The organism is Streptomyces durocortorensis, from assembly GCF_016901035.1.
Classification (GTDB): domain Bacteria; phylum Actinomycetota; class Actinomycetes; order Streptomycetales; family Streptomycetaceae; genus Streptomyces; species Streptomyces durocortorensis.
In genome coordinates, this window is sequence record NZ_JAFEUF010000077.1 from 1 (window position 1) to 23,683 (window position 23,683).

A 23,683-nucleotide genomic window follows, 5' to 3' on the forward strand; every position below is an offset into this window, starting at 1 on the left:
CCGCCAGGCCGCCCGCCCCCGGCAACCTCCGTGCCCGGCTCACCAGTTTCGTCGGGCGCGGCACCGACATCGCCGCCCTGCGCGAGGGCCTCGGCCGTGCCCGGCTCGTCACCCTGCTCGGACCCGGCGGCGCGGGCAAGACCCGGCTCTCGCAGGAGACCGCGGAGGCCGCCGCCGACGCCTGGCCCGACGGCGTCTGGCTGGCCGAGCTGGCCCCCGTCGACGACCCGGACACCGTGCCCGAGGCCGTTCTGACCGCCCTCGGGGCCCGCGAGACCGTGCTGCGAGGCGCCGGGGCCGAGGAGTTGCGCGCCACCGACCGCACCGCAGCCGACCCCCTCGTACGGCTCACCGAGCACTGCGCCCCGCGCCGGATGCTGCTCCTGCTGGACAACTGTGAGCACGTCGTCGGGGCCGCCGCCGCCCTCACCGACCACCTCCTCACCCACTGCCCGCAGCTCGCCGTCCTCGCCACCAGCCGCGAACCCCTCGGTGTGCCGGGCGAGTTCGTCCGCCCCGTCGAACCGCTGCCCGACCCGATGGCCCTGCGGCTGCTCGCCGAGCGCGGGGCCGCCGCCCGCGCAGGCTTCCGTACCGACGCGGACGAGGCGACCGCCGCCGCCTGCGCCGAGATCTGCCGGCGGCTGGACGGGCTGCCGCTCGCCATCGAACTGGCCGCCGCCCGGCTGCGGATGCTCAACCCCCGCCAGATCGCCGACCGGCTCGACGACCGCTTCCGCCTCCTCACCAACGGCAGCCGCACCGTGCTGCCCCGCCAGCAGACCCTGCGCGCCGTCGTCGACTGGTCCTGGGACCTGCTCGACGCCGCCGAACGCGCCGTGCTGCGCCGCCTCTCCGTCTTCGCCGGAGGGTGCTCGCTGGCCGCCGCCGAGGAGGTCTGCGCCCTGCCCGCCGGACCGGGCGGCCCCGCCGTCGACAGCCTCGACGTGGCCGCCCTGCTCGGCTCCCTCGTCGACAAGTCGCTCGTCGTCGCCGCACCCGGCGAGGACGGGGAGATGCGCTACCGGCTGCTGGAGACGGTCGGCGAGTACGCCGTCGAGCGGCTGAAGGAGGCGGGCGAGCGGGACGCCGCCGAGCGGCACCACCTCGTCCACTTCCGGGAGCTGGCGCGTACGACCGGGCCGACGATGCGCGGGTCGGGGCAGCGCGCGGCCATCGCCGTCATCCAGCGCGAGTACGAGAACCTGCGCACCGCGCACCGGCACGCCGTCGCCGCCCGGGACGAGCACGAGGCTCTGTGCCTGGTGCTCTCGCTGTCCTGGTACTGGATGCTGCGCGATCTGCGCTCGGACGCCCGCCAGTGGGCCGAGGCGGCCGCCTCGCTCGGCCCCGACCCGTTCGCCCGGCCCGGGGTCCGGGCCCCCTCGCTGCCGGAGCAGGCCATCGACCGGCCGCCGCCCTGGGACGACGACCAGCTCGCGGAGGCGCGGCGCGGGGCGGCGCTGATCCAGGTGGCCAGCGTGGACGACGCGATCTCCCAGTGGTCGGACGCCGAGGGGCAGAAGCGGCTGAGGATCGTCGCCGACGCCTACCGGCCCGGGCAGCCGCAGACCTGCCGCATGCCCGGGGCGTTCTGGATGTACGCGGTCATGCTCACCGGCGACATGGACCGGACGCGCGAGGCGCTCGACGAGACGGTCCGGGCCTCCCGCGCCCACGGCTACGAGTGGGAGCTGGCCTCCGCGCTCCAGCTGCGCGCCAACTTCCTCGCCGGTCACTCCGGCCAGGCGGACCTGGCGCGCGCCGACGCCGACGAGAGCCTGGAGATCTTCACCCGGCACGACGACGACTGGGGCAGGGCGGAGGCCCTGGCGTCCCGGGGCGAGGCCAACGAACGGACCGGTCACTTCCCCGAGGCCCTGGACGACTACGCAGCCGCCGTGGACTACGCACGCAAGATCGGCGCCCGTTCCCAGGTGGCACTGCTGCGCGCCCGGTACGCCGGGCCGCTCGCCGAGCTGGGCCGCCTCCCGGAGGCCGAGGCCGTGCTGCGGGAGGTGGTCGAAGAAGACCGGCCCCCGAGCCCCGAGTCCGTGGCGATCGCCCGGATGCACCTGGCCTTCGTCCTGGGCGCGCAGGGCCGGCCGGCGGAGGCCCGCGAACAGGTGGACCTGATCAGCGCCCACCTCACCTTCGGCGATGTCGCCGTCTTCGACGGGTTCGTCTACGGGGTGCTGTCCTGGCTGGACAACCTGGAGGGCGGGCACGCCTCCGCCCTGGGCAACGCGCTGATGGCGCTCGGGTGTTCGCGGGAACCGCTGTCGGCGATGATCGCCCCGCAGATGACCTCGGCCCATCTGACGGCGATCGCCCGCGCCCTGGCCGGGCTCGCCGCCGAGGGCGCGACCGGGCCCGGGGCGTACGCGGACGCCGCCCGGCTGCTGGGCCTCCAGGCGGCGCTGCTGCCTCCCCGGCACGTGCCGACCACGGTCGAGCGCCGCAATCTGGCCGAGGCCGAGGAGGCCGCCCGGGCCCGCCTCGACGAGGCGGCGTACACACGGGCCTACGAGCAGGGCGGCAGCCTCACCCTCGACGAGGCCACCGCCTTGGCGGAGGCGTACCGGCCGACGCCTCCGCCCACGTGACGAAACGATCTGCGCTCAGGCCTTCTTGCGGAACTTGGCCACCGCCAGCGGTGCCAGCACCAGTGTGATGCCGGCGGCCCAGGCGAGCGTCCACCAGACCGAATTGCCGACCGGGTCGCCCTGCATGAGCGCCCGCGCCGCGTCCGCGAGGTTGGAGAGCGGGTTGTAGTCGGTGAAGGCCTGGAGCCAGCCCGGCATGGTCTGGGTCGGCACGAAGATCGAGGAGCCGAACTGCAGGGGCATCAGCACGAGCATCGCCGTCCCTTGAACCGCCTGGGCCGTCTTCATGGACAGCCCGAGCAGGATGAAGATCCACATGATGGCGGCGCCGAACACCGCCGACAGCGCGACCGCCGCGAGGAGCCCGAACACCGAGCCGTGCAGTTCCATGCCGACGACGAACCCCATGACGAGCAGGATGGCCATGGCGACCATCAGCCGGCCCAGCTCGACCACGATCTTGGCGATGAGCACCGAGGACCGGGAGATCGGCATCGTCCGGAACCGGTCCATGACCCCCTTGCGGAAGTCGTCGTTGACGCCGGTCCCGACGGCCATGGCGATGTTCAGCCCCAGCATCGCCATCAGCCCGGGCACCAGGTAGTTCACGTACTCCTGCCGGTTCCCGCCGAGGCTGGCGCCGACCGAACCGCCGAAGACGTACACGAAGAGCAGGATGAAGATGATCGGCGTCAGAAGGACGTCGAACATCGACTCCGGGTCCTTCTTGATCTGGAGCAGATTGCGCCGCGCCAGCGCCCCGATGTGCCGGAGGTTGGCCCGCAGGCCGATCCGGCCCTGGTCGGCCACGGCCGGCTTCGCGGGTGCGGGGCCCGGGGATCCGGTGGGCGCGGGGGTCAGTGTCGTGGTGGCGGGGCTGCTCATACGGCGACCTCCTGGGGAGCCGGGTCGGTGAGGGGGGAGGCCTTGTCGCCGGTGATCGCGAGGAACACCTCGTCGAGGCTGGGCAGGGCGGTGGAGACATGGGCGAGCGAGAAGCCGCGCACGCCCAGCAGCCCGATGACGGCGGTCAGTTGCTCGTCGCTGAGGATCGGCACGTACAGCAGCCCCTCGTCCGGCACGGCCTGCGACCCGGCGACCCCGTCGAGTCCGGCCTCCCGGATCGCCTGCGCCATCGCGGCCAGCTCGGCCGGGTCCGAAGGCCGGATGTGCAGGGTCCGGCCGCCTACCTTGGCCTTCAGCTCGTCGACCCCGCCCCGGGCGATGATCTTCCCCCGGTCGATGACCGTCAGCTCCTTGGCGAGCTGCTCGGCCTCCTCCATGTACTGCGTGGTCAACAGAACGGTCGCGCCCTCGGCGACCATCCGCTGCACCTCGTCCCAGACCTCGTTACGGGTCCGGGGGTCGAGCCCGGTCGTCGGCTCGTCCAGGTAGAGCACGGACGGGCTGCCGATCATCGAGGCGGCCAGGTCGAGCCGGCGGCGCATCCCGCCGGAGTACTCCATGGCCGCCCGCTTGGCGGCCTCGGTGAGCGAGAACCGCTCCAGCAGCTCGTCGGCGCGGGCCCGCGCCTGCTTGCGGGGCAGATCGAGCAGCCGCCCGATCATGTAGAGGTTCTCCCAGCCGGAGAGCTTCTCGTCGACCGAGGCGTACTGCCCGGTGAGACCGATGACGCGGCGCAGCTCGCGGGGCTGCTTCACCACGTCGTAGCCCGCGACGACCGCGTGGCCGGCGTCGGGGGTGATCAGGGTGGACAGGCAGCGTACGAGGGTGGTCTTGCCGGCGCCGTTGGGGCCGAGCACACCGAGGACGGTGCCCTCCCGGACGTCGAGGTCCACGCCGTCCAGTGCCTTGGTCTCGCCGTAGTGCTTGACCAGCCCCCGCACCTCGACGGCGTTCCGGCCGCTGCTGGGGTTCTTGTCGATGCGTTCCATGTCCACCAGCAGACCAGCGCCCACCGACAGCTCACCGACAGGCCACCGACACGGGCTCCGGCCGGGCCCCGGACGCGCGACAGCCCGCCGATGGGGGAAGTCGGCGGGCTGTCGGTGGTGCGGGAAATGGCTGGTGGGCGCCCCGGCGGGACCGGGGCGCGGGGGATCAGTGGAAGGTGTGCTCCGCCGCCGGGAACGTGCCCCCGACGACCTCCTCGGCGAACTCCTTCGCCGCGTCGCCGAGCGCCTGGCGCAGATTCGCGTACTGCTTGGTGAAGCGCGGCACCTTGCCGCCGGTCAGCCCGACCATGTCCGTGTAGACGAGCACCTGCGCGTCGGTCCCGGAACCGGCGCCGATGCCGACGGTCGGGATGTGCAGCGTCCGGGTGACCTCGGCGGCCAGCTCGGCGGGCACCAGCTCCAGCACCACGGCGAACGCGCCCGCGTCCTGGACCGCCTTGGCGTCGCGCAGCAGCTGCTGCGCGGCCTCCTCGCCGCGTCCCTGGACCCGGTAGCCCATGGCGTTGACCGACTGCGGGGTCAGGCCGATGTGGGCCATGACCGGGATGCCGGCCTCGACCAGCAGGCGGATCTGTTCGTAGGACCGCTCGCCGCCCTCCAGCTTGACCGCGCCGACGCCCGACTCCTTGACCAGCCGGGTGGCGTTGCGCAGCGCCTGGACGGGGCCCTCCTGGTACGAGCCGAAGGGGAGGTCGGCGACGACGAGCGCGCGCTTGGTGCCGCGTACGACGGCGGCGGACAGCATGGCGATCTCGTCCATCGTGACGGGCACGGTGGTCTCGTAACCGAGGTGGACGTTGCCCATCGAGTCCCCGACGAGCATGACCGGGATCCCGGCCTCGTCGAAGACGGACGCGGTCATCGCGTCGTAGGCGGTGAGCATGGGCCACTTCTCGCCGCGCTCGGTCGCGGCGGCGATGTCGTGGACGGTGATGCGGCGGGTGGACTTCCCTCCGTACAGCGCCTTGCTGCTGTCGGCGGACGGGCCCGTGGGGGAAGCGGACGCACCTGCGGGGGACTGGTTCTGCGCAGCCTGAAGCGACATGGCCAACGGCTCCTTCGTCATCTCGAGGCGCCCTGACGGCGTCCCCGGATCCCTTCCATGGTGGCATCCCGCCCCGCCCCTCGGGAAGTGGGCCCGTCCGGAGGGCCCCAGGCGGCCATGGCGAAGGCTTTGACACCGGCCATGGAGAAGTCTTTAACAATACGAGACGGTCTCGTATCGAAATGGGTCTAGGATCGTCCCATGCCCCTTCCGTCCGGCGCGCCCGCCGCGCCCGCCGCGCCCGCCGTGCCCCGTGTTCCCGAGGCGATCCACCGCCGCCGCTGGTGGATCCTCGCCGTTCTCATGTTCAGCCTGCTCATCGTGGTGCTGGACAACTCGATCCTGAACGTCGCCGTCAAGACGATCGCGAGCCCCGCCCCCACCGGCATCGGCGCCACCCAGAGCGAGCTGGAGTGGGCGATCAACTCCTACACGCTCGTCTTCGCCGGACTGCTGTTCACCGCGGGCCTGCTCGGCGACCGCATCGGCCGCAAGAAGGTCCTCCTCGCCGGCACCCTGGTCTTCGGCATCGGCTCCGCCCTGGCCGCCTTCTCCGCCTCGCCCGGTGAGCTCATCACCTGGCGGGCCCTGATGGGCCTCGGCGCGGCCTTCGTGATGCCCGCCACCCTCGCCGTCCTGGTGAACGTCTTCGAGCGCGACGAGCAGCCCAAGGCCATCGGCATCTGGGCGGGCAGCGTCGGCCTCGGCATCGCCATCGGCCCGATCACCGGCGGGCTGCTCCTGGAGCACTTCTGGTGGGGCTCGATCTTCCTGGTGAACGTCCCCGTGGTCGTGATCGCCCTCATAGCCATGGCGATCCTCGTCCCCGACTCCCGCGACCCGAAGCCCGGCAAGGTCGACCCGGTGGGCGTCGCGCTCTCCGTCGTGGGCCTGGTCCTGCTGGTGTACGGGATCATCCGGGGCGGCGAGCTGGCCGACTTCACCGACGCCACCGTCCTGGCCGCCATCGCCGGCGGGCTCCTCGTCCTGGCCGGATTCGTCTGGCACGAGAAGCGCAGCAGCCACCCGGCCATCGACATCACGTACTTCCGCAAGCCCGCGTTCTCCGCCGCCGTCGCCGCCATAGCGCTGGTCTTCTTCGCGCTGATGGGCGTGACGTTCTTCTCCGCCTTCTACCTCCAGAGCGTGCGCGGCTACACCGCCCTGGAGTCGGGCCTGCTGATCGTTCCGCTCGCGGCCGCACAGATGATCTTCGCGCCCCGGGCCCGGCTGGTCGTCGACCGCTTCGGCGCCCGCGCGGTCTGCACGGTCGGCATGCTGCTCGTCGCCGCGGGACTCGGGGCGTTCGCCCTGTTCGACGCCGGTACGCCGGTGTGGCTGATGTGCCTCGTCTTCTTCGTCCAGGGCACCGGGATGGCGCACATCATGCCGCCCGTCACCGTCGCGGTGATGCAGGCGCTGCCCCGCGAGAAGGCCGGTTCCGGTTCGGCCATCAACAACACCTTCCGCCAGGTCGGCGGGGCGCTCGGGATCGCGGTCCTCGGCTCGGTGCTCTCCACCGTCTACCGGGGCGACATCGAGGGCCACCTGGGCACGGTCCCGGCCGGGGTCAGGGACGTGGCCGGGGAGTCCATCGAGGCCACGCTCGGCGTAGCGGAGAAGCTCGGCCCGGTGGCCGGAAAACCTCTGGTCGCCGCCGCCAACGACGCGTTCATCGGCGCCATGCACGTGACCGCACTCGGCTCGGCGGCCGTCGCCCTGATCGGCGCCGTAGTCGTCGGCCTGTTCCTGCCGGGCCGGCCCCCGGCGACGACCGGGACCACCGGGACCACTGGGGGAGCCCGCCCCGCGCAGAAGCGGGAGGAGCGGGAGGAGAACGAGAAGCAGCCGACCCGCTGACGACCTGGTCGCCCGCCCGGCCGAGGCGAGGCCCGCCCGCCCGGGCGAGGCCCGTCGCTCCGCGCCTCCCGGGTCGGCGAGAATCGGGGCGACGTACGGACGGGAACGGCATCCGGACGTACGAGGGCGACGGCGCGGCGAGAGGCGGAGTCACGGTGCAGGGCCAGGACGGCGAACGGGACCGGTGCGCGGCACGGGCCGGGGGCGCGCCCCCGGCCGGGGCGGCGGCGGAGGGGGCGGATCCGGAGCCCCGCCGCGGACGGCCTCGCTCCGCGGCGGCGGAACGGGCGATCCTGGACGCCGTCATCGCCCTCCTGGAGGCGGGCGAGCCGCTGGCGGGCCTCTCCATCGAGCGCATCGCGCGCACGGCGGGCGTCGGCAAGGCCACGATCTACCGCCGCTGGTCGGACAAGGAGGAGCTGTTCGTCGACGTCGTACGGGACATGGAGCCCGACGACCCGCCGGTCTCCGGCACCGAGGGCCTCGCCGACCTCCGCGTCATGCTGGAATCCCTGCGCACCCGGGGCCTCGCCCAGCGCTCCTCGGCGCTGCTGCACAACATCTTCGCGCAGATGAAGAGCCACCCGAAGCTGTGGCAGGAATACTCCGGCATGGTGATCGCCCCCCGGCGCGTCGCGATGCTGGAGGCGGTGCGGCGCGCGGTGGCCGCCGGGGAACTGCGCGACGACCTCGACGTGGAGCTGATCGACGACCTCTTCGTCGGCCCCATGCTCGTCCGCACGGTGCACCGCCCCGACGCACCGCTCCCCGAGGACCTCGTGGACCGCGTCATCGCCGCCCTGCTCGGGGGGCTCGCCCCCGGAGCAGAGCGGCGAGTGTGATCGTTCTGTCACAACGCACACCGGCCGGCCCCGGACCGGAACCCCTCGTCCCGCCTCCGTCGTCCTGCTCTCCGTACGGGCTCTCCGTACGGCCGTCGGAGATCGGTCATCGGACACCGGGCGGGCCGCCGAAGCGGCGGGCCCCCGAAGCGGCGGGCCGGTGGGTCGGTAGGCCGACGGCGGGAAAGACGCCGCTCATCACCTAGGGTCGGAAGCGCGGCGATGTGCAGGGCAAGGCAGTGAGGACAGCGCGATGGTGCAGGCGTACGGAGCGGACACGGACAACGGCAGCGCGGAGCAGCCCGGGGCCCGCGGATCCCGCTTCCGGGGCCTGTGGGACCGGCTGAGGAACGACCGGGGCGTCTGGCGGCGCGGCATCCTCCTGGCCCTCTGCTCGGTGCTGCTGACCCTGCTGATGGTCGTCCACGCGCAGATCCCCAACCGGCTCGGCAACCTCGGCAGCCTCATCGAGACGTTCCTGCCGTGGCTCGCGCTCTTCATCCCGGTGCTGCTGGTCCTGGGCCTGCTGCGACGCTCCGCGACCGCCGTCGTCGCGCTCCTGCTGCCCGCCGTGGTCTGGCTCAACGTGTTCGGCGGCCTGCTCACCGACAAGTCCGGCGGCGGCGGCGACCTCACCGTCGCCACCCACAACGTCAACGCGGGCAACCCCGACCCCCAGGGCACCGCCCAGCAGGTCGCGGGATCCGGGGCGGACGTCGTGGCCCTCCAGGAACTGCCTGGCCGGCAGGTCTCCACGTACGAGAAGTCGCTGGCCGGCCGCTACCCGTACCACTCGGTCCAGGGCACCGTGGGCCTGTGGAGCAAGTACCCGCTGGCCGACACCGAGCCCGTCGACATCAAGATGGGCTGGACCCGGGCGATGCGCTCGACGGTGAAGACTCCGGAAGGCGAGGTCGCGGTGTACGTGGCCCACCTGCCGTCCGTCCGCGTGAAGCTGCACGCCGGGTTCACCGCCAACCAGCGCGACGACAGCGCCGACGCGCTCGGCGAGGCCATCGCCGACGAACGCGTGGACCGCGTCGTCCTCCTCGGCGACCTGAACGGCACGATGAACGACCGCTCGCTGAACGCGGTCACCGCGCAGATGCGCTCCACCCAGGGCGCGGCGGGCGACGGCTTCGGCTTCAGCTGGCCCGCCTCGTTCCCGATGGCACGGATCGACCAGATCATGGTCAAGGGCGTGGAACCGATGGCCTCCTGGACCCTGGCGGCGACCGACAGCGACCACCTCCCGATCGCGGCCCGCGTGGAGCTGTGATCACGGCCACGCAACCGCCCGTTCACCGCGCGGCATAAAACGTCTGCGACAATTTGTTCCAGCCGCATACATAAAGAAGACCCAGCTGCTCAGCAAGATCCAGCCGTCGCCCGGCGTCCATGCCGAGGCGACGGCTCTTCGTTCTGCCCCCGCCCGAGATTGCGAAGGTTTCCCATGCCCCTGGCCCTGCTCGCCCTGGCCGTGAGCGCCTTCGGCATAGGCACGACGGAGTTCGTCATGATGGGCCTGCTGCCCAACGTGGCGGACGACCTGGACACGTCCGTGCCGACCGCCGGCTACCTCGTGTCGGCGTACGCGATCGGCGTCGTCCTCGGCGCACCGCTCCTCACCGGCCTCGGCTCCCGCATCCCGCGCAAGAAGATGCTCCTGGCGCTGATGGCGCTCTTCACCGTCGGCAACCTGGCCTCGGCGCTCGCCCCCGACTTCGGCTGGCTGCTGGCGGGCCGCCTCCTCGCGGGCCTCCCGCACGGCGCGTTCTTCGGCGTCGGCGCGGTGGTCGCCGCCCGGCTGGTCGCCGAGGGCCGCCAGGCCAGGGCGGTCGCGACGATGTTCCTCGGCCTGACCGTCGCCAACATCGTCGGCGTGCCCGCCGCGACCCTCCTCGGCCAGCACCTCGGCTGGCGGGCCACGTTCCTCGTGGTCGCGGCGATCGGCCTGGCCGCGATGGCGGCGCTGGCCCGCCTGGTGCCCCACATCCCCGTCGAGGCGCACCAGGACGTACGCCGCGAACTGCGCGCCCTCGGCAACCGCCAGGTGATCCTCGGCCTGCTCACCGCCGTCTTCGGCTTCGCCGGGGTCTTCGCGGTGTACTCGTACCTCTCGGCGATGACCACGAAGGCGATGGGCTTCGGCGAGTCGTCCGTCACCCTCGTCCTGGCCCTCTTCGGCATCGGCATGACCCTGGGCGCCCTGGCCGCAGGCCCCCTCACGGACCGCGCGCTGCGCCCGACCCTCTACGGCTCGCTCGGCGCCCTCGCGGTGGTCCTGGTGGCGTTCCCGTTCACGGTGCACGTGCAGTGGGCGGCGCTGGTGATGGTGGTGCTGCTGGGAGCCGTCGGCTTCATGACGACGACCCCGCTCCAGATGCTGGTCATGAACAAGGCGAAGGACGCCCCGACCCTGGCCTCGGCCTCCAACCACTCCGCCTTCAACCTGGCCAACGCGGGCGGCGCCTGGCTGGGCGGCGTAGCGATCGCGGCAGGCTGGGGCTGGACGTCCCCGGCGTTCGTGGGCGCGGTGCTGGCGGTGGCGGGCCTGGCGATCGCGGCGACGGCGGGCTACCTGGACCGGGGCGAGGGAAAGCGCTCCCGGGTCGTGGCGGCCCACTCGGCTACCCCAGCCCGTCCGGCGTTCGAGGACGGAACCGTCGCGCGGGACGAACCTGAGGCAGCGTGGCCGTCGGCCGGATCGGGCCCATCCAGCTAGCCCGGCCCCTACTTCAGCCCGTCGGGCGGCCACCCCAGCCCGTCCGGCGCTTGAGGACGGAACCGGTACGCCGGACGGGCCGGACACTCACGTGAGAGCCCAGCCCGTCCGGCGCTTGAGGACAAGGGCGGCCGCCGGACGCCCCCGGCAACCGCCACCCCCGCTAAGACGACTCGCGCCAGCGATTCGTGATCGGCAGCCGCCGGTCCTTCCCGAACCCCTTCGGCGAGATCTTCGTCCCCGGCGGATACTGCCGCCGCTTGTACTCCGCCGTATCCACCATCCGCAACGTCTTCGCCACCAGCTCCGCATCGAACCCGGCCGCCACGATGGAATCGAGACCCTGATCCCGGTCCACGTACATCTCCAGGATCGCGTCGAGCACCTCGTAGTCCGGCAGCGAGTCCGTGTCGACCTGCCCCGGCCGCAGCTCCGCGCTCGGCGGCTTGGTGATCGAGGCCTCGGGAATCGGCGGCGTCTGCCCCCGCTCCTCCGCCGCCCGGTTCCGCCACTTCGCCAGCCGGAACACCGACGACTTGTAGACGTCCTTGATCGGCCCGTACGCGCCGACCGCGTCCCCGTACAGCGTGGAGTAGCCGACCGCCAGCTCCGACTTGTTGCCGGGCGCCAGCACGATCTGCCCCTCCTGGTTGGAGATGCCCATCAGCGTCGTACCGCGCAGCCGCGCCTGGAGGTTCTCCTCCGCGAGCCCGGTGAGCCCCAGCGCGCCCATGTACGCGTCGAACATCGGCGCGATCGGCACCGTACGGAAGTTGAGCCCGGTACGCCGTGCCAGCTCGGCCGCGTCGCCCTTGGAGTGGTCCGAGGAGTACTTCGACGGCATCGAGACCCCGTACACGTTCTGCGCCCCGAGCGCATCGCACGCGATCGCCGCGCAGATCGCCGAGTCGATGCCGCCGGAGAGCCCGATCAGCACACTGCTGAAACCGTTCTTCGCAGCGTACGCACGGAGCCCCACGACCAGCGCGGAGTAGATCTCCTCCTCGTCCCCCAGCCGCTCCGCGTACCCGCCCGCGAGCTCCGGCTCGTACGCGTCCACGGGCCGGTCCGACAGCACCACGTGGTCGATCCGCAGCCCGTCGTCCACCACACCCGAGGGCGCCACGGCGGCCGCGGCAGGCAGCTCCAGATCGAGGATCACGCTGCCCTCGGAGAACTGCGGGGCGCGGGCGATGACCTCGCCCTCCTTGTCGACGACGATCGAGTCACCGTCGAAGACCAGCTCGTCCTGCCCGCCGATCATCGCCAGATACGCCGTCGTGCAGCCGGCCTCCTGGGCCCGCTTGCGGACCAGATCCAGCCGCGTGTCGTCCTTGTCCCGCTCGTACGGCGAGGCGTTGATCGACAGCAGCAGCCCGGCCCCGGCGGACCGGGCGGCCGGGACGCGCCCGCCGTCCTGCCACAGGTCCTCGCAGATCGCGAGGGCCACGTCGATGCCGTGGACCCGCACGACGGGCATCGAGTCGCCCGGCACGAAGTACCGGAACTCGTCGAAGACGCCGTAGTTCGGCAGGTGGTGCTTGGCGAAGTTGAGCGCGATCCCGCCGCGGTGCAGCACGGCGGCGGCGTTGCGCGGGGAGCCGGCGGGCTGCCCGTAGCGCGCGGCGGCGTGCTCGGAGCGGTCCAGGTAGCCGACGACGACCGGCAGTTCGCCGAAGCCCTCCGCGTCGAGCCGGGCGGCCAGCGCGCGGAGCGCCTGCCGTGAGGCCTCGACGAAGGACGACCGCAGGGCCAGGTCCTCGACGGGATATCCGGTCAGCACCATCTCGGGGAACGCCACCAGGTGGGCGCCCTGCTCGGCGGCGTGCCGGGTCCAGTGGACGATCGACTCCGAGTTGCCGGCGAGGTCACCGACGGTCGCGTCGATCTGATTCAGTGCGAGACGTAGTTGAGGCACGTCCGCCAGTGTAATCGTCTTTCTGACGCGATGTCCCGGCGGCCCGGGCAAAATCTGCCCGGACCCACCGGAACCGCAGGTCGGAGCGGCTGTCCGCGCCGACCCGCTGAGGGGATCAGGTCTCAGGCCCGATAGCCGAGGACCGTCATCATCCCCGCCTCCGCGTGGTAGACGTTGTGGCAGTGGACCATCCACAGCCCCGGGTTGTCGGCGTCGAAGTCCACCGTCAGCGACCGGTGCGGCAGCACGATCGCGGTGTCCTTACGGGCCCCGGCGGCGTTCCCGCCGAGCGCGAAGGTGTGCCCGTGCAGATGCAGCGGATGCCACATGGCCGTCCCGTTGTCGAAGACGACCCGCACCCGCTCGCCCGCCTCCACCGGCCTCCGCTGCTTCGCGTCGTACGGCTGCCCGTCGAAGGTCCAGTCGTACCGGGCCATCCCGCCGGTGAGCCGCATCCGGATCGTCCGGTCCGGCAGACGGGTGGGCAGCGCCACGGACGGGTCAGGCACCAGCCGCCCCGCCTGCACCACCTTCCCCTCCAGCTCCTCGGGCCGTACGGAGGCGGCGGGCGCGGCCCCGCTCCCGGTCCGCAGCACGGCGAGGGCGGCGGCCTTCTTCCCCTCGGCCAGCGCCGTCAGCGGGAACACCCCGTCCCCGGCGGTGACGAGGACGTCGTACCGCTCACCCATCCCCAGCAGTAGCGCGTCCCCCGTGGTGGGCCGGACCGGGAACCCGTCGGTGTGCGTCACGGTCAGCCGGTGCCCGCCGAGCGCCACCCGGAAGGCGGTGTCGCCCCCGGCGTTGATGATCCGCAGCCGGATGCGGTCACCGGGCCGCGCCCGGAACATCTCCGGATCCTCCGCGACCCGCCCGTTGACGAGGTAGTACGGATAGGCGACGTCCCCCGCGTCACCCCCGAGCAGCTCACTGCGGGCGCCCATCATCATCCGCGAGGGCCCGCTGTCACCCGGATCGTCCTCACCGGAACCGGACATGGTGTGCGCGCCATGATCCATCCCGCCACTCATACCTCCGGACAACTCATCGAGGACGGCGTCCGGAGTGGACCCCTCCACCCCGTCGACCCAGTCGTCGAGGACGACGACCCACTCCTTGTCGTACGCCAACGGCTCCTTCGGGTCCTCGACGATCAGCGGCGCGTACAGCCCCCGGTCCTGCTGGACGCCGGAGTGCGGGTGGAACCAGTACGTCCCCGGATGCGGTACGGCGAACCGGTAGGCGAAGTCGGCCCCCGGCGCGATGTCCCGCTGGGTCAGCCCGGGAACCCCGTCCATGTCGTTGCGCAGGGCGAGGCCGTGCCAGTGCAGGGAGGTGGGCTCCGGCAGGTGGTTGGCGAGGGTGAGCGCGAGCGTGTCGCCCGCCGTCACCCGCACCTCGCGCCCGGGCAGCCGGTCCGCGTACGCCCAGGAGGCGACGGTCCGCCCGCCCCCGAGGTCGAGCCGGGACCGGGTGGCCGTGAGGGAGACCTCCCGTACGGGCCCGGAGCCGCGCGCCGCCTCGGCGGCCTCGACCTCCTTGCCGCGGGGCGAGACGTACGTACCGGAGTCCTGCGCCCCGCCGGGGGAGTGGGCACCGCCGTGGTCGCCGCCGCTGTCGGAGCCGGCGGCGAGGGCTCCCGTACCGGCGACGGCGAGAGCTGCGCCGAGCACGGCGCGTCGAGGGAGTTGGTGCATGGGCATGCTGAAGACACCTCTGGAGTGCTGTGGTTCGGGTGAAGACGAAGAAGGTGAGAGGGCGGAGGTGAGACGCCCACTCCTAAATAGGCAGCACCGAGATGCCCGCGAGCACCGATATCGGGGGAGGCGGATTCGGCCGCAGCACGCGCAGCAGCCCCGCCCCCACCGGCGTACCGAACGGCCGCCCGTCGGCGCGTAGCCCGAGCAGCCAGGAACCGACGAGGGCGAGGCCCCAGACGCCGAGGACAGCGAGGCAGACGGAGAGCGGATCCATGCCGCTCATGGGGGCATCGGTGCCGGGGGAGTCGTGCGGCGACGGGTGGTCGGCCATGGCGGCCGACGACGCCGACATCGACGTGGATGCCGACGAGGACGTGGACGCCGACATCGACGTGGATGCCGACGAGACTCCCGCCGGTCCACTGTGTTCGGCGGGATGCCCGACCGTATGCATGGTGACGATGCCGAACAGCAGAGCGGCGAACAGCATCAGCTGCCCGTACGTCACGCTCCTGCTCCGCGTCCTGCCCGCCATGCGGGCCACCCTACCCCCGGCGGGTATACGGACGGACGGCGGCCCGGCACCCTGCCGCCGAAGCGGACCGGGGGCGCCGGGCAGCCGTCACTCTCACGAAAGGGCCTGTCAACTGCGGGAGTAGACCTTCTCCGCCCAGCCCGCGATCTGCTCCTCGGTGAGGTGCTGCGCGAGGTCGGCCTCGCTGATCATGCCGACCAGCTTCTTGTTCTCGACGACGGGCAGCCGGCGGATGCGGTGGGTCTGCATCTCCTCCAGGACCGCGTCCACATCGGCCTCCGCCTCGATCCAGCGGGGCGTGCCCTGCGCGAGATCGCCCGCCGTGACCTTCGACGGGTCGTGCCCCTTGGCCACACACCCGACGACGATGTCGCGGTCGGTGATGATGCCGACCATCCGGTCCGAGTCGCCGTCGGCGGAGACGGGCAGGGCGCCCACGTTGTGCTCGCGCATCAGCTGCGCCGCACGGTCGAGGGTCTCGTGGGCCGGGATCCAGCGGGCCCCGCTGTGCATGATGTCTTTGGCGGTCGTCATGGGGGATTTCCTCCTGCGTGCCAATGGCACTGCCGTACGGCCCCGAGCGCACCCATCGTCATCGGCCGGGAGGGCACGCGCGACCGCAATTCACCCGTTCGGGTGCGCCGCCGCGGGGACGCAAGCTGACGCGCGTCGTCCGGGCCGTGGCCCCGGGCTCAGGGCCGGGCCACCGCGCGACGGGCTCACCCACGCGGCTTCGCCCCGCGCTCGGCGAGCATGTCCCGCATGAGCCCCAGCTCGGACTGCTGCCCCTCGACCATGCCCAGGGCGAGCCGCTTCTCCACCGGGACGGCACAGCGCGACGCACACGCCTCGGCCATGGCGACGCCACCCTTGTGGTGATCGGTCATCAACTGGAGGAAGAAGACCTCGGCCTGCCTACCGTCGAGGCGCGCGAGCCGCTCCAGCTCGGCGTGGGAAGCCATCCCCGCCATGAGCACACCGTCGCTGCCCCCGTCCGGATGGTGCCCACCTTGCTCATGCCCGCCGTCCCCGCCGCTGCCGCCCCCCATCCAGGCCATGGGTGGCTCGTCGCCGGCCGCGACCTTGGGCAGCCCCCAGAGGTCGAGCCAGCCGAGGAGCATGCCGCGCTGGTTGGCCTGGGTGTTGGCGATGTCGTACGCGAGACGGCGTACGTCCTCGTCCTCCGTACGGTCGCGGACGATGAACGACATCTCGACGGCCTGCTGGTGGTGGACGGCCATGTCCCGGGCGAACCCGGCGTCGGCGGAGTCCGGGGCGGGTGCACCGGCCGCACGGGGCGCCGAACCGTCCTCCTGGGCGGAGGCGACGGCGGCGGCCCCGGCGAAGAGCAGGGCCAGGGCCACGGCGGCCCCGGCCGCCCACCGCACCCGCGCGGTCTTCCGCCGCTCGGCACCGGCGGCCGGGTCCGCCTGGCTCCTCGTACCGGTCACTGCGGCACCGTCGCCAGCCCGCCGGTGCAGGGGGCGCCGGGCTCGGGCGTCTGCGCGCCCTGGACGAACTGGCCGAGGAACTGCTCCACCCGCGGGTCGTCGGCGGAGTCCACGGTGACCTGCTTGCCCCAGGCGCTGAGCATGATCGACCCCTCCTGACCGGCGTACGGGCTCATCAGCGTGAACGGGGTCCTCTCGACCCGCTCGGCGAGCGCGGCGACATCCGTCTCGGCGGCCGAGCCGTTGTACGTGACCCAGACCGCGCCGTGCTCCAGGGAGTGCACGGCGTTGACGTCCGGGAGGGCCTTTTCGTATACGTCGCCGTCGCAGTTCATCCAGGACGCGTTGTGGTCGCCGCCGACCGGAGGCTTCATCGGGTAGTCGACCGTGCCCGCCACATGCTGGCGGCCGAGCTTCGCCGCGTCCCAGGACTTCAGCCCCTCGATGGCCCCGCCCTTGGCGTCGCCGTGTGAGCCGTCGTGCCCGTCCGGGTGCTTGCCGTCCTGGGCGGCCGAGGCGTTGTCGGACTTCTCGTCGGCCGCGGAGTTCTCCAGCAGCAGGAACGAGCCGAAAGCGACGAGACCGGCCACGACGGCGGCGCTCAGCCCTATGGCGATGGCCCGGTTGCGAGTGGAGCGCGCGCCGCGGGCGGGGGCCTGCGGCTGGGGGTGCCGGGGGTCGATGCTCATGTCGTGGAGTCCTTCTGCGAAGGGGCCGGGAGGCGGGGGAGAAGCGGGGGAACGGTCCGTGGACCGGGGTGCGCGGACGGGCGGAAAGCCGGAGAGGAAGCAGGCCCCGAAGCCGACCGCTGCTCGGTCGCCGATCGTAGTGGGTGGCCGAGTGCTCTCTCTCACACCGTGTGCGTAATCTGGGGGAAATCCCGGGTCGCGATACTGAAGTGTCCCCCTACCCCGGGCGGTGGTGCACGGACCGTCTGAACTGCAAGGATGTGGCAATGGACAAGCAGCAGGAATTCGTCCTCAGGACCCTTGAGGAGCGCGACATCCGCTTCGTGCGGCTGTGGTTCACCGACGTCCTCGGGTTCCTCAAGTCCGTCGCCGTCGCCCCGGCCGAGCTGGAGCAGGCCTTCGACGAGGGCATCGGCTTCGACGGCTCGGCGATCGAGGGCTTCGCACGGGTCTACGAGTCGGACATGATCGCCAAGCCGGACCCGGGGACCTTCCAGATCTTGCCGTGGCGCGCGGAGGCTCCCGGCACGGCGCGGATGTTCTGCGACATCCTGATGCCGGACGGCTCGCCGTCCTTCGCGGACCCGCGCTACGTCCTGAAGCGGATCCTCGCCAAGACGTCCGACCTGGGCTTCACCTTCTACACGCACCCCGAGATCGAGTTCTTCCTGCTGAAGAACAAGCCGGTCGACGGCACCCGCCCGACGCCTGCGGACAGCTCGGGCTACTTCGACCACACGCCGCAGAACGTGGGCATGGACTTCCGCCGCCAGGCGATCACGATGCTCGAATCGATGGGCATCTCGGTCGAGTTCAGCCACCACGAGGGCGCCCCGGGTCAGCAGGAGATCGACCTCCGCTACGCGGACGCGCTCTCCACGGCGGACAACATCATGACGTTCCGCCTGGTGATGAAGCAGGTGGCGCTGGAGCAGGGCGTACAGGCCACGTTCATGCCGAAGCCGTTCTCGGAGTACCCGGGCTCGGGCATGCACACCCACCTCTCCCTCTTCGAGGGCGACCGCAACGCGTTCTACGAGTCGGGCGCGGAGTACCAGCTGTCCAAGGTGGGCCGCTCCTTCATCGCGGGCCTCCTGAAGCACGCGGCGGAGATCTCGGCCGTCACCAACCAGTGGGTCAACTCCTACAAGCGCATCTGGGGCGGCTCCTCCCGCGCGGCCGGCGCGGGCGGCGAGGCCCCCTCGTACATCTGCTGGGGCCACAACAACCGCTCGGCCCTCATCCGCGTCCCGATGTACAAGCCCGGCAAGACGGGTTCGGCCCGGGTGGAGGTCCGCTCGATCGACTCCGGCGCCAACCCGTACCTCACCTACGCGGTCCTGCTCGCCGCAGGCCTCAAGGGCATCGAGGAGGGCTACGAACTCCCGGCCGGCGCGGATGACGACGTCTGGGCCCTCTCCGACGCGGAGCGCCGTGCGATGGGCATCGAACCGCTCCCGCAGAACCTGGGCGAGGCGATCTCCCTGATGGAGAAGAGCGAGTTGGTCGCCGAGACGCTGGGCGAGCACGTCTTCGACTTCTTCCTGCGCAACAAGAAGCAGGAGTGGGAGGAGTACCGCAGCGAGGTCACGGCCTTCGAGCTGAAGAACCTGCTGCCGGTGCTGTAGCGCCTGCGCGTACGTGACTGCCGGCGGGTCCGCCCGGTTCAACCGAGTCGACCCGCCCGCAGCGCGCCCCGTTCCTGAACGGGGCGAGGGTTGCACCTTCCGTAGCGGCATGTGGTCCGGTGGATCCACATCCCGCCCCTCCAAGGGAAGGCCCCCCCATTGCCTGCGTCCTTCACGCCACCCCGCCAGGTCAGGATCGGCGACGCGGCAGCCTTCGCCGGCTGCACGCCACGGGCGATTCGCCACTACCACGAGATCGGCCTGCTCCCCGAGCCCGAGAGGGGCGGCGACGACCGCCGCCGCTATGGGTACGAGGACATGATCCGCCTGCTGTGGATCCGCAGGATGGCCGACGCCGGGATCGCGCTGGAGGACATCCGCGACGCTTTCGCCACCGGCACGGCCTCCGCCGGTGCGGACGGCGGGGACGGTGTCGCGAGCATCCTGGAGCGGTTGGAGGAAGCCCTCGCCGAACAGGAGGCGGAATTGCGGCGGCAGCGGACCGCCGTGCAACGGATGCGGACCGAAGGCAGCCGGATGGGCCTGCTCTCCGACTTCGTCACCGACCGCCTCACGAGCCTGCCCGAGGGCTCCCTGCGTCAGGCGGACCTGGACACTCTGCTGGTCACCGAGCGGATCTTCGGCCCGCTCGGAGCAGCCGTCCAGGCCACGCGCTTCGTCGCCCTGGCCACGCATCCCGCTCTGCGGGAGGAATCCGATCGCATCGACGACGCCGAAGAGGCACTCGACGACAGCGTCGCCGTCGGTGACCCACGAGTCGCTCAAGTGGCCGCCGAAGGGCACGCCTTCGAAGCGGCCCTGCATGCCGTCATCGAGGAGTCGGGCCTCGACGAGGACGACGACGCCCTCTTCGACGCGTGGGACGCTGCGCACCCTGAGGCCGGCGACGACGAAGACAACCGTTCAGGCTCCAGCTCCGGCATGGCCATGAGTGTGCTCGAAGCCACCGGCAAAATGCCCTACGACTTCTCCCCGGCCCGCCTGCGCTGTATGGAACTGGCCGACGAACTGTCCGTGCTCATGGAGGAAGAGGGGGGTGGGAATCCACGGCTTGTTACATAGTCCCGAGGTGGCTCCCGGGGACCTTTGTGCCCACCCCCCTTGACCGCGTACCTCGAAGGTCTGACCGGTCTGCAACCACCGGAGAATCTAGCAAGGGGTACTGACAACGGCCCCGGCCGCGTCCCGCAGCGCGTCCTCGGTCTTCATGCCGAGGCCAGAGCAGGGGTGGATGCCGCCGCCCGCGCGTACAGAGGCCAGGATGACGTCCGGAGAGGGGCGGCCGGTTCAGTACCGGTGGCCCGGCCAGTGCGGATCCTCCCAGCGGGCCGGGCCGGAGAGCCCCATCAGCCGGACGCGGTGGAGGAGAGGCCCGCAGCCCTCCCGGGTGCGCAGGCGTGTCGGCGCGTGGTGGACGAGCCAGGTGGTGAGCTCGCCGCGCAGACCACTCTCGTCCTCGTCGTCCCACGCGTCCCACGCGTCCCAGGGCAGCTGGTCGCCCAGCAGGCCGTACTCCCACACGGCGACAGCCTTGGCCAGGTGCTGGTCGGACACCTCGTCGTCGAGCGACTCCCAGACGGTGAGCCAGGGGACCGTCGTGGCCGAGGCCTCGGCGCACAGGGCGAGGAGTTCGTGTACGGGAACGGCGGGCGCCGGGTCCAGGAGGCTATGGGCCCACCAGGCGTGCAGGAACTCCCGGACCGCTGTGCTCTGCCGCGTGGGCCACAGCTGCCAGTGCCCTCGGGCGAACGACCGGCCGACCTCGTACATACCGAACACGGGCTCCACTTCGCCGCCCACCAACGACCGAGCGAACTGGGGCAGGATCCGCCGGAGCACCGCCCCGTGGTCGGCCCAGTCGGGGGCGTCCCAGGTGCGGCGGAGGAGCCCCGGAGAGAGGGGCACGTCCGGGGTCTTCAGCAGCGCCAGCTCTGCAGGGCTGCCCCAGTGGCATGTGCACTGGACCTCGTCGGCGCGCGCGGTCATTCCGCGGAAGGCGTCGGCCAGCCCGCCCAAGGCGAGGTCGAGCCGGAGTCGGGTGGGGGTGGTGTCGGGGCGCATGGTGATCGGCACAGCCTTGGGGGAACTCCAGGAGGCTTCCGCCTGCCGAAGATCGCAACCTTACCGATCTGGGCCGACGTTGTCGCCGCGGCCGTAGATCGTGCGGTCATCGCGGATCACCATGCGGCGACCGTTGCCACCTGGTGACCCAGCCGGAGCCCTGCCCGTACCCCGGACTCTTCGGCGGCTGATCCCGAGCGCGGGGCGTGAGTGGGCAGGGCGGGATTGCGGGCTCTACACCGGTGGCGTCCCCGGCGGTGACGGAGGCGGCGGAGGGTCGGGCAGCGGAGGACCCGGGTTCGGAGGGAGCTTCGGGGGGCCGCTGCCGTGCCGGCCGTCGTTCAGGAGCTTGCGGGGCGGCAGGCCGTAGATGCCGAACGGCGGGAAGAGGTCGACGCGTCGCGGGTAGTCGCCCTCCGCGCACTCCTCGCAGAGCAGGTCACGGCCGGCGGGGGTCTGGCGGGCGGCGGTGACCGGTGCGTTCCAGCATGCCTCGCAGTCGAGGACGTCCGTCGGGGAGAGGGTGATCATTCCGGCCTCCCGGGAGGTGCCGGTAACGCCTGGTGGGTGCTGCGCATCAGGTGCCTCCGTCGCTGGTGTGGGTGGTGGGGCTGATGTGGCTGGTGGCGCTCATGGGTCGGCGCTCACCGGCGGGTCTCCCGCCAGACGCGGACGAGCTTCGCCGCGTCGGGGCAGATCGCGCCGGTCCGGCAGGCGGTGCACGTCATCGTGTGGCCGAGCAGTGCGCGGTACGCCGTGTCGGGGGATTCGGTCGTGGTCACGTTCGCCTCTCTGCTGATTTCGGCCCAGACGTACTCGGCGGCGCGGGTACGGGTGTGTCCGTAGCGGTCCGCCGTGGCCAGGGCGGCGAGGACGGCCGCGTGGGCGGTCGCGCTCAACTCGGCGGGGAGATCGGCCTCGACGCGGAAGACGTCCAGGTCGGTGGCCACGCGCGGTTCGGTGCCTGTGGCGGCGGCGAGCATGCCGGTCAGCGCCGCAATCCGCGCTTGTGCAGAGCGCACACTTCTCCCCTGTGAACTGAAGGTCACTCCAAGTGATGCTGAGTGTTCAGCTTCAACCTGATGGGTTAGCTTTGTCAACCAGCGACGCCCATATCGACGCCGAACACACGGAGCTGCTCAAATGCCACGTGATACGCCGTACTTGAAGGTGGCGGACAAGCTGCGGGCTCGCATCCGAGCCGGTGAATGGGCCGTCGGCGACAAGCTGCCGTCCCGGGCGCGGTTCGCTGAGGAGTACGGCGTCGGTCAGTCCGTGGCGCAGCGAGCCATGGAGCGTCTGATCATCGAGGGCATCCTCGAAGGCCGCGCCGGCTCCGGTACGTACGTCCGCCGCGCCCGCGAGCGCCGGCGCATGGTCCGTTCACGCCACCGCGAGCAGCGGAACAGGAGCCCGTTCGCCTCGGACATGGCCGAGCTCGACCACGAGGCGGACTGGGAGTGCACGAGCGTGGCGCGCGTACCCGCGCCCGAGGACATCGCGGAACGCCTGGCGATCGAGCCCGGCGACCTTTGCGTCGTGACCGACTACGAGTTCCTCGCCGACGGCATGCCCGTACAGCTCGCCAAGAGCTGGGAGCCGATGGCCATCACGGACGGGACGCCGGTTCTGCTCCCGGAGATGGGCCCGCACGGCAAGATCGGCGTCGTCGAGCGCATGCGGTCCATCGGCGTGGACATCACCGCCGGCATCGAACTGCCCCGCCCGGCCCGCGCGACACGGGAACAGGCCAACCTGCTCGGGATCTCCATCGGCGACCTGGTCATCGAGATCGAGCGCACGTACTTCGACCGTGAGGGCCGCCCCGTGGAGACGGCCGACGTCGTCGTGCCGGACATCCGCTGGGAGATCGCCTACGAGATCCGCATCGACCAGCCGGACTCCGGGCAGCCGGACTCCTGAGGCGGGCGCCGATGGGGCGGGCTCACACGAACCCCCGCCCCATCTCGTCCAGAATCTCGTCGATCACCGCCGCCGGCTCCCGCGCCAGGTCCTCCTCGATCCACATCCGCATCGCGATCCGGAGCGAGGCCAGGAAGCCCGCTGCCAGGACGATCGGGCGGACGGGGGCGGGTGTCGGGCCCGGGCGGGCCGCCACCGCTTCGGCCAGGTCGCGTTCCAGGGCGGCGTGGTTGGCCAACTGGCGGGCCAGCAGCGAAGGGTGACGCATCGCCAGGCGGGTGCGTACCGCCCACTCGCGTTCCGGGGGTGCCACGCGGTCCGCGAACTGGGCCACCGCCGCGCGCAGCGCCGGCCAGGCGGGTTCGTCGGCGGGGCGGTCGCGGACCGTGCGGACCAGGGCCCTGATCTGCTGCTCCTCGCCGTAGAGGAGGGCGTCCTCCTTGTTGGTGAAGTAGTTCGAGAACGTTCTGCGGGAGATCCCGGCCGCGTCCGCCACCGCCTCCACCGTCACCTGGTCGAAGCCGTGCTCCACCGTCAGGCGGAGGGTCGCCTCGTGCACGGCCTGCCGGGTGGCTTCCTTCTTGCGTTCCCGGAGGCCCGGTCCCGCGGTGCTGCTGTCCATGGGGGCATTATCCCCCGGGTGTGAAATTCTTGCGCAGTGGGCAAAATTGCCCAGTGTGCATGTATGGTGAAGCCTTCTCCCTCCCGTACCGGCCCCGCGGACCCAGCTGTCCGACGCCGACGCCTCGTACGGGCCTCTCGTACG

21 protein-coding genes are annotated in these 23,683 nt (G+C 71.8%); 8 read left to right on the forward strand and 13 right to left on the reverse strand.

The features are described 5' to 3' along the window. A partial coding sequence (locus tag JS521_RS16805; protein ID WP_239487389.1) for an ATP-binding protein occupies positions 1-2,606 on the forward strand: 2,606 nt, incomplete at its 5' end. 15 nt (positions 2,607-2,621) lie between these two features. On the opposite strand, the gene JS521_RS16810 is transcribed toward JS521_RS16805, so the two are convergent. The 3 genes from JS521_RS16810 to panB form a co-directional block, all read right to left on the reverse strand. Continuing rightward, the gene (locus JS521_RS16810) at positions 2,622-3,491 is read right to left on the reverse strand and encodes an ABC transporter permease (RefSeq protein ID WP_205083803.1); all 870 of its coding nucleotides are present in this window, start codon (positions 3,489-3,491) and stop codon (positions 2,622-2,624) included. Further along, a complete protein-coding gene (locus JS521_RS16815) occupies positions 3,488-4,501 on the reverse strand; it encodes an ATP-binding cassette domain-containing protein (protein WP_205083804.1) in 1,014 nt (337 codons plus the stop codon). Before JS521_RS16815 ends, JS521_RS16810 begins: the two co-directional genes overlap by 4 nt. A gap of 166 nt (positions 4,502-4,667) precedes the next feature. After that, positions 4,668-5,567 carry a 3-methyl-2-oxobutanoate hydroxymethyltransferase gene (gene panB / locus JS521_RS16820; protein ID WP_205083805.1) on the reverse strand — a complete coding sequence of 300 codons (900 nt, stop codon included), beginning with the start codon at positions 5,565-5,567 and terminating at the stop codon, positions 4,668-4,670. 201 nt (positions 5,568-5,768) lie between these two features. On the opposite strand from panB, the gene JS521_RS16825 reads away from it, so the two are divergent. The 4 genes from JS521_RS16825 to JS521_RS16840 all read left to right on the forward strand — a co-directional run bounded on the left by JS521_RS16825 (position 5,769) and on the right by JS521_RS16840 (position 10,994). Beyond that, positions 5,769-7,427 (forward strand): MFS transporter, encoded by a 1,659-nt coding sequence (locus tag JS521_RS16825; protein WP_239487390.1) that lies wholly within the window; start codon positions 5,769-5,771, stop codon positions 7,425-7,427. Between the two features lie 155 nt (positions 7,428-7,582). Next, the gene (locus JS521_RS16830) at positions 7,583-8,269 is read left to right on the forward strand and encodes a TetR/AcrR family transcriptional regulator (RefSeq protein WP_205083806.1); all 687 of its coding nucleotides are present in this window, start codon (positions 7,583-7,585) and stop codon (positions 8,267-8,269) included. A gap of 253 nt (positions 8,270-8,522) precedes the next feature. Next, on the forward strand, positions 8,523-9,548 hold the full coding sequence (locus tag JS521_RS16835; RefSeq protein WP_205083807.1) for an endonuclease/exonuclease/phosphatase family protein: 1,026 nt from the start codon (positions 8,523-8,525) through the stop codon (positions 9,546-9,548). Between the two features lie 174 nt (positions 9,549-9,722). Beyond that, positions 9,723-10,994, forward strand: coding sequence for an MFS transporter (locus JS521_RS16840; protein WP_205083808.1), 1,272 nt, complete (start codon positions 9,723-9,725; stop codon positions 10,992-10,994). A gap of 163 nt (positions 10,995-11,157) precedes the next feature. On the opposite strand, the gene JS521_RS16845 is transcribed toward JS521_RS16840, so the two are convergent. The 6 genes from JS521_RS16845 to JS521_RS16870 all read right to left on the reverse strand — a co-directional run bounded on the left by JS521_RS16845 (position 11,158) and on the right by JS521_RS16870 (position 17,284). Further along, a complete protein-coding gene (locus tag JS521_RS16845; protein WP_205083809.1) occupies positions 11,158-12,912 on the reverse strand; it encodes an NAD+ synthase in 1,755 nt (584 codons plus the stop codon). A gap of 122 nt (positions 12,913-13,034) precedes the next feature. Further along, on the reverse strand, positions 13,035-14,612 hold the full coding sequence (locus JS521_RS16850) for a multicopper oxidase family protein (protein ID WP_205083810.1): 1,578 nt from the start codon (positions 14,610-14,612) through the stop codon (positions 13,035-13,037). A gap of 76 nt (positions 14,613-14,688) precedes the next feature. After that, positions 14,689-15,144, reverse strand: coding sequence for a hypothetical protein (locus JS521_RS16855; protein ID WP_205083811.1), 456 nt, complete (start codon positions 15,142-15,144; stop codon positions 14,689-14,691). A 108-nt stretch (positions 15,145-15,252) separates the two neighbouring features. Continuing rightward, on the reverse strand, positions 15,253-15,678 hold the full coding sequence (locus JS521_RS16860; RefSeq protein ID WP_010057672.1) for a CBS domain-containing protein: 426 nt from the start codon (positions 15,676-15,678) through the stop codon (positions 15,253-15,255). Between the two features lie 185 nt (positions 15,679-15,863). Further along, positions 15,864-16,595 (reverse strand): DUF305 domain-containing protein, encoded by a 732-nt coding sequence (locus JS521_RS16865; protein ID WP_205083812.1) that lies wholly within the window; start codon positions 16,593-16,595, stop codon positions 15,864-15,866. Beyond that, positions 16,592-17,284: a thioredoxin-like domain-containing protein gene (locus tag JS521_RS16870; RefSeq protein WP_205083813.1), complete on the reverse strand. Its 693-nt coding sequence runs from the start codon at positions 17,282-17,284 to the stop codon at positions 16,592-16,594. The genes JS521_RS16865 and JS521_RS16870 overlap by 4 nt, the downstream gene beginning before the upstream one ends. A 266-nt stretch (positions 17,285-17,550) precedes the next feature. Here JS521_RS16870 and glnA2 point away from each other — a divergent pair, with 266 nt between their 5' ends. Together glnA2 and JS521_RS16880 are read left to right on the forward strand one after the other, a co-directional pair. Further along, positions 17,551-18,912: a gamma-glutamylpolyamine synthetase GlnA2 gene (gene glnA2, locus JS521_RS16875; protein ID WP_030080862.1), complete on the forward strand. Its 1,362-nt coding sequence runs from the start codon at positions 17,551-17,553 to the stop codon at positions 18,910-18,912. A gap of 159 nt (positions 18,913-19,071) precedes the next feature. Next, positions 19,072-19,995, forward strand: coding sequence for a MerR family transcriptional regulator (locus JS521_RS16880; RefSeq protein ID WP_205083814.1), 924 nt, complete (start codon positions 19,072-19,074; stop codon positions 19,993-19,995). A 225-nt stretch (positions 19,996-20,220) separates the two neighbouring features. Here JS521_RS16880 and JS521_RS16885 read toward each other — a convergent pair whose 3' ends face one another. The 3 genes from JS521_RS16885 to JS521_RS16895 form a co-directional block, all read right to left on the reverse strand. Next, positions 20,221-21,006 carry a hypothetical protein gene (locus tag JS521_RS16885; RefSeq protein ID WP_372448590.1) on the reverse strand — a complete coding sequence of 262 codons (786 nt, stop codon included), beginning with the start codon at positions 21,004-21,006 and terminating at the stop codon, positions 20,221-20,223. 222 nt (positions 21,007-21,228) lie between these two features. Beyond that, positions 21,229-21,525: a hypothetical protein gene (locus tag JS521_RS16890; protein ID WP_205083815.1), complete on the reverse strand. Its 297-nt coding sequence runs from the start codon at positions 21,523-21,525 to the stop codon at positions 21,229-21,231. A 113-nt stretch (positions 21,526-21,638) separates the two neighbouring features. Further along, positions 21,639-21,977: a hypothetical protein gene (locus JS521_RS16895; protein WP_205083823.1), complete on the reverse strand. Its 339-nt coding sequence runs from the start codon at positions 21,975-21,977 to the stop codon at positions 21,639-21,641. Positions 21,978-22,137: 160 nt separating this feature from the next. Between JS521_RS16895 and JS521_RS16900 the strand changes: the two genes are divergently transcribed. Further along, a complete protein-coding gene (locus tag JS521_RS16900; protein WP_205083816.1) occupies positions 22,138-22,917 on the forward strand; it encodes a GntR family transcriptional regulator in 780 nt (259 codons plus the stop codon). Positions 22,918-22,939: 22 nt separating this feature from the next. Here JS521_RS16900 and JS521_RS16905 read toward each other — a convergent pair whose 3' ends face one another. Next, on the reverse strand, positions 22,940-23,539 hold the full coding sequence (locus tag JS521_RS16905) for an acyl-CoA-like ligand-binding transcription factor (RefSeq protein ID WP_205083817.1): 600 nt from the start codon (positions 23,537-23,539) through the stop codon (positions 22,940-22,942). Positions 23,540-23,683 lie beyond the last annotated feature (144 nt).

What these genes read in the sequence shown, in the direction of transcription:
- JS521_RS16810 (WP_205083803.1), bottom strand. Translation starts at nt 3,491, where the DNA reads ATGAGCAGCCCCGCCACCACGACACTGACCCCCGCGCCCACCGGATCC.
- JS521_RS16815 (WP_205083804.1), bottom strand. Translation starts at nt 4,501, where the DNA reads ATGGAACGCATCGACAAGAACCCCAGCAGCGGCCGGAACGCCGTCGAG.
- panB (WP_205083805.1), bottom strand. Translation starts at nt 5,567, where the DNA reads ATGTCGCTTCAGGCTGCGCAGAACCAGTCCCCCGCAGGTGCGTCCGCT.
- JS521_RS16825 (WP_239487390.1), top strand. Translation starts at nt 5,769, where the DNA reads ATGCCCCTTCCGTCCGGCGCGCCCGCCGCGCCCGCCGCGCCCGCCGTG.
- JS521_RS16835 (WP_205083807.1), top strand. Translation starts at nt 8,523, where the DNA reads ATGGTGCAGGCGTACGGAGCGGACACGGACAACGGCAGCGCGGAGCAG.
- JS521_RS16840 (WP_205083808.1), top strand. Translation starts at nt 9,723, where the DNA reads ATGCCCCTGGCCCTGCTCGCCCTGGCCGTGAGCGCCTTCGGCATAGGC.
- JS521_RS16850 (WP_205083810.1), bottom strand. Translation starts at nt 14,612, where the DNA reads ATGCCCATGCACCAACTCCCTCGACGCGCCGTGCTCGGCGCAGCTCTC.
- JS521_RS16855 (WP_205083811.1), bottom strand. Translation starts at nt 15,144, where the DNA reads ATGGCGGGCAGGACGCGGAGCAGGAGCGTGACGTACGGGCAGCTGATG.
- JS521_RS16860 (WP_010057672.1), bottom strand. Translation starts at nt 15,678, where the DNA reads ATGACGACCGCCAAAGACATCATGCACAGCGGGGCCCGCTGGATCCCG.
- JS521_RS16870 (WP_205083813.1), bottom strand. Translation starts at nt 17,284, where the DNA reads ATGAGCATCGACCCCCGGCACCCCCAGCCGCAGGCCCCCGCCCGCGGC.
- glnA2 (WP_030080862.1), top strand. Translation starts at nt 17,551, where the DNA reads ATGGACAAGCAGCAGGAATTCGTCCTCAGGACCCTTGAGGAGCGCGAC.
- JS521_RS16890 (WP_205083815.1), bottom strand. Translation starts at nt 21,525, where the DNA reads ATGATCACCCTCTCCCCGACGGACGTCCTCGACTGCGAGGCATGCTGG.
- JS521_RS16895 (WP_205083823.1), bottom strand. Translation starts at nt 21,977, where the DNA reads ATGCTCGCCGCCGCCACAGGCACCGAACCGCGCGTGGCCACCGACCTG.
- JS521_RS16900 (WP_205083816.1), top strand. Translation starts at nt 22,138, where the DNA reads ATGCCACGTGATACGCCGTACTTGAAGGTGGCGGACAAGCTGCGGGCT.
- JS521_RS16905 (WP_205083817.1), bottom strand. Translation starts at nt 23,539, where the DNA reads ATGGACAGCAGCACCGCGGGACCGGGCCTCCGGGAACGCAAGAAGGAA.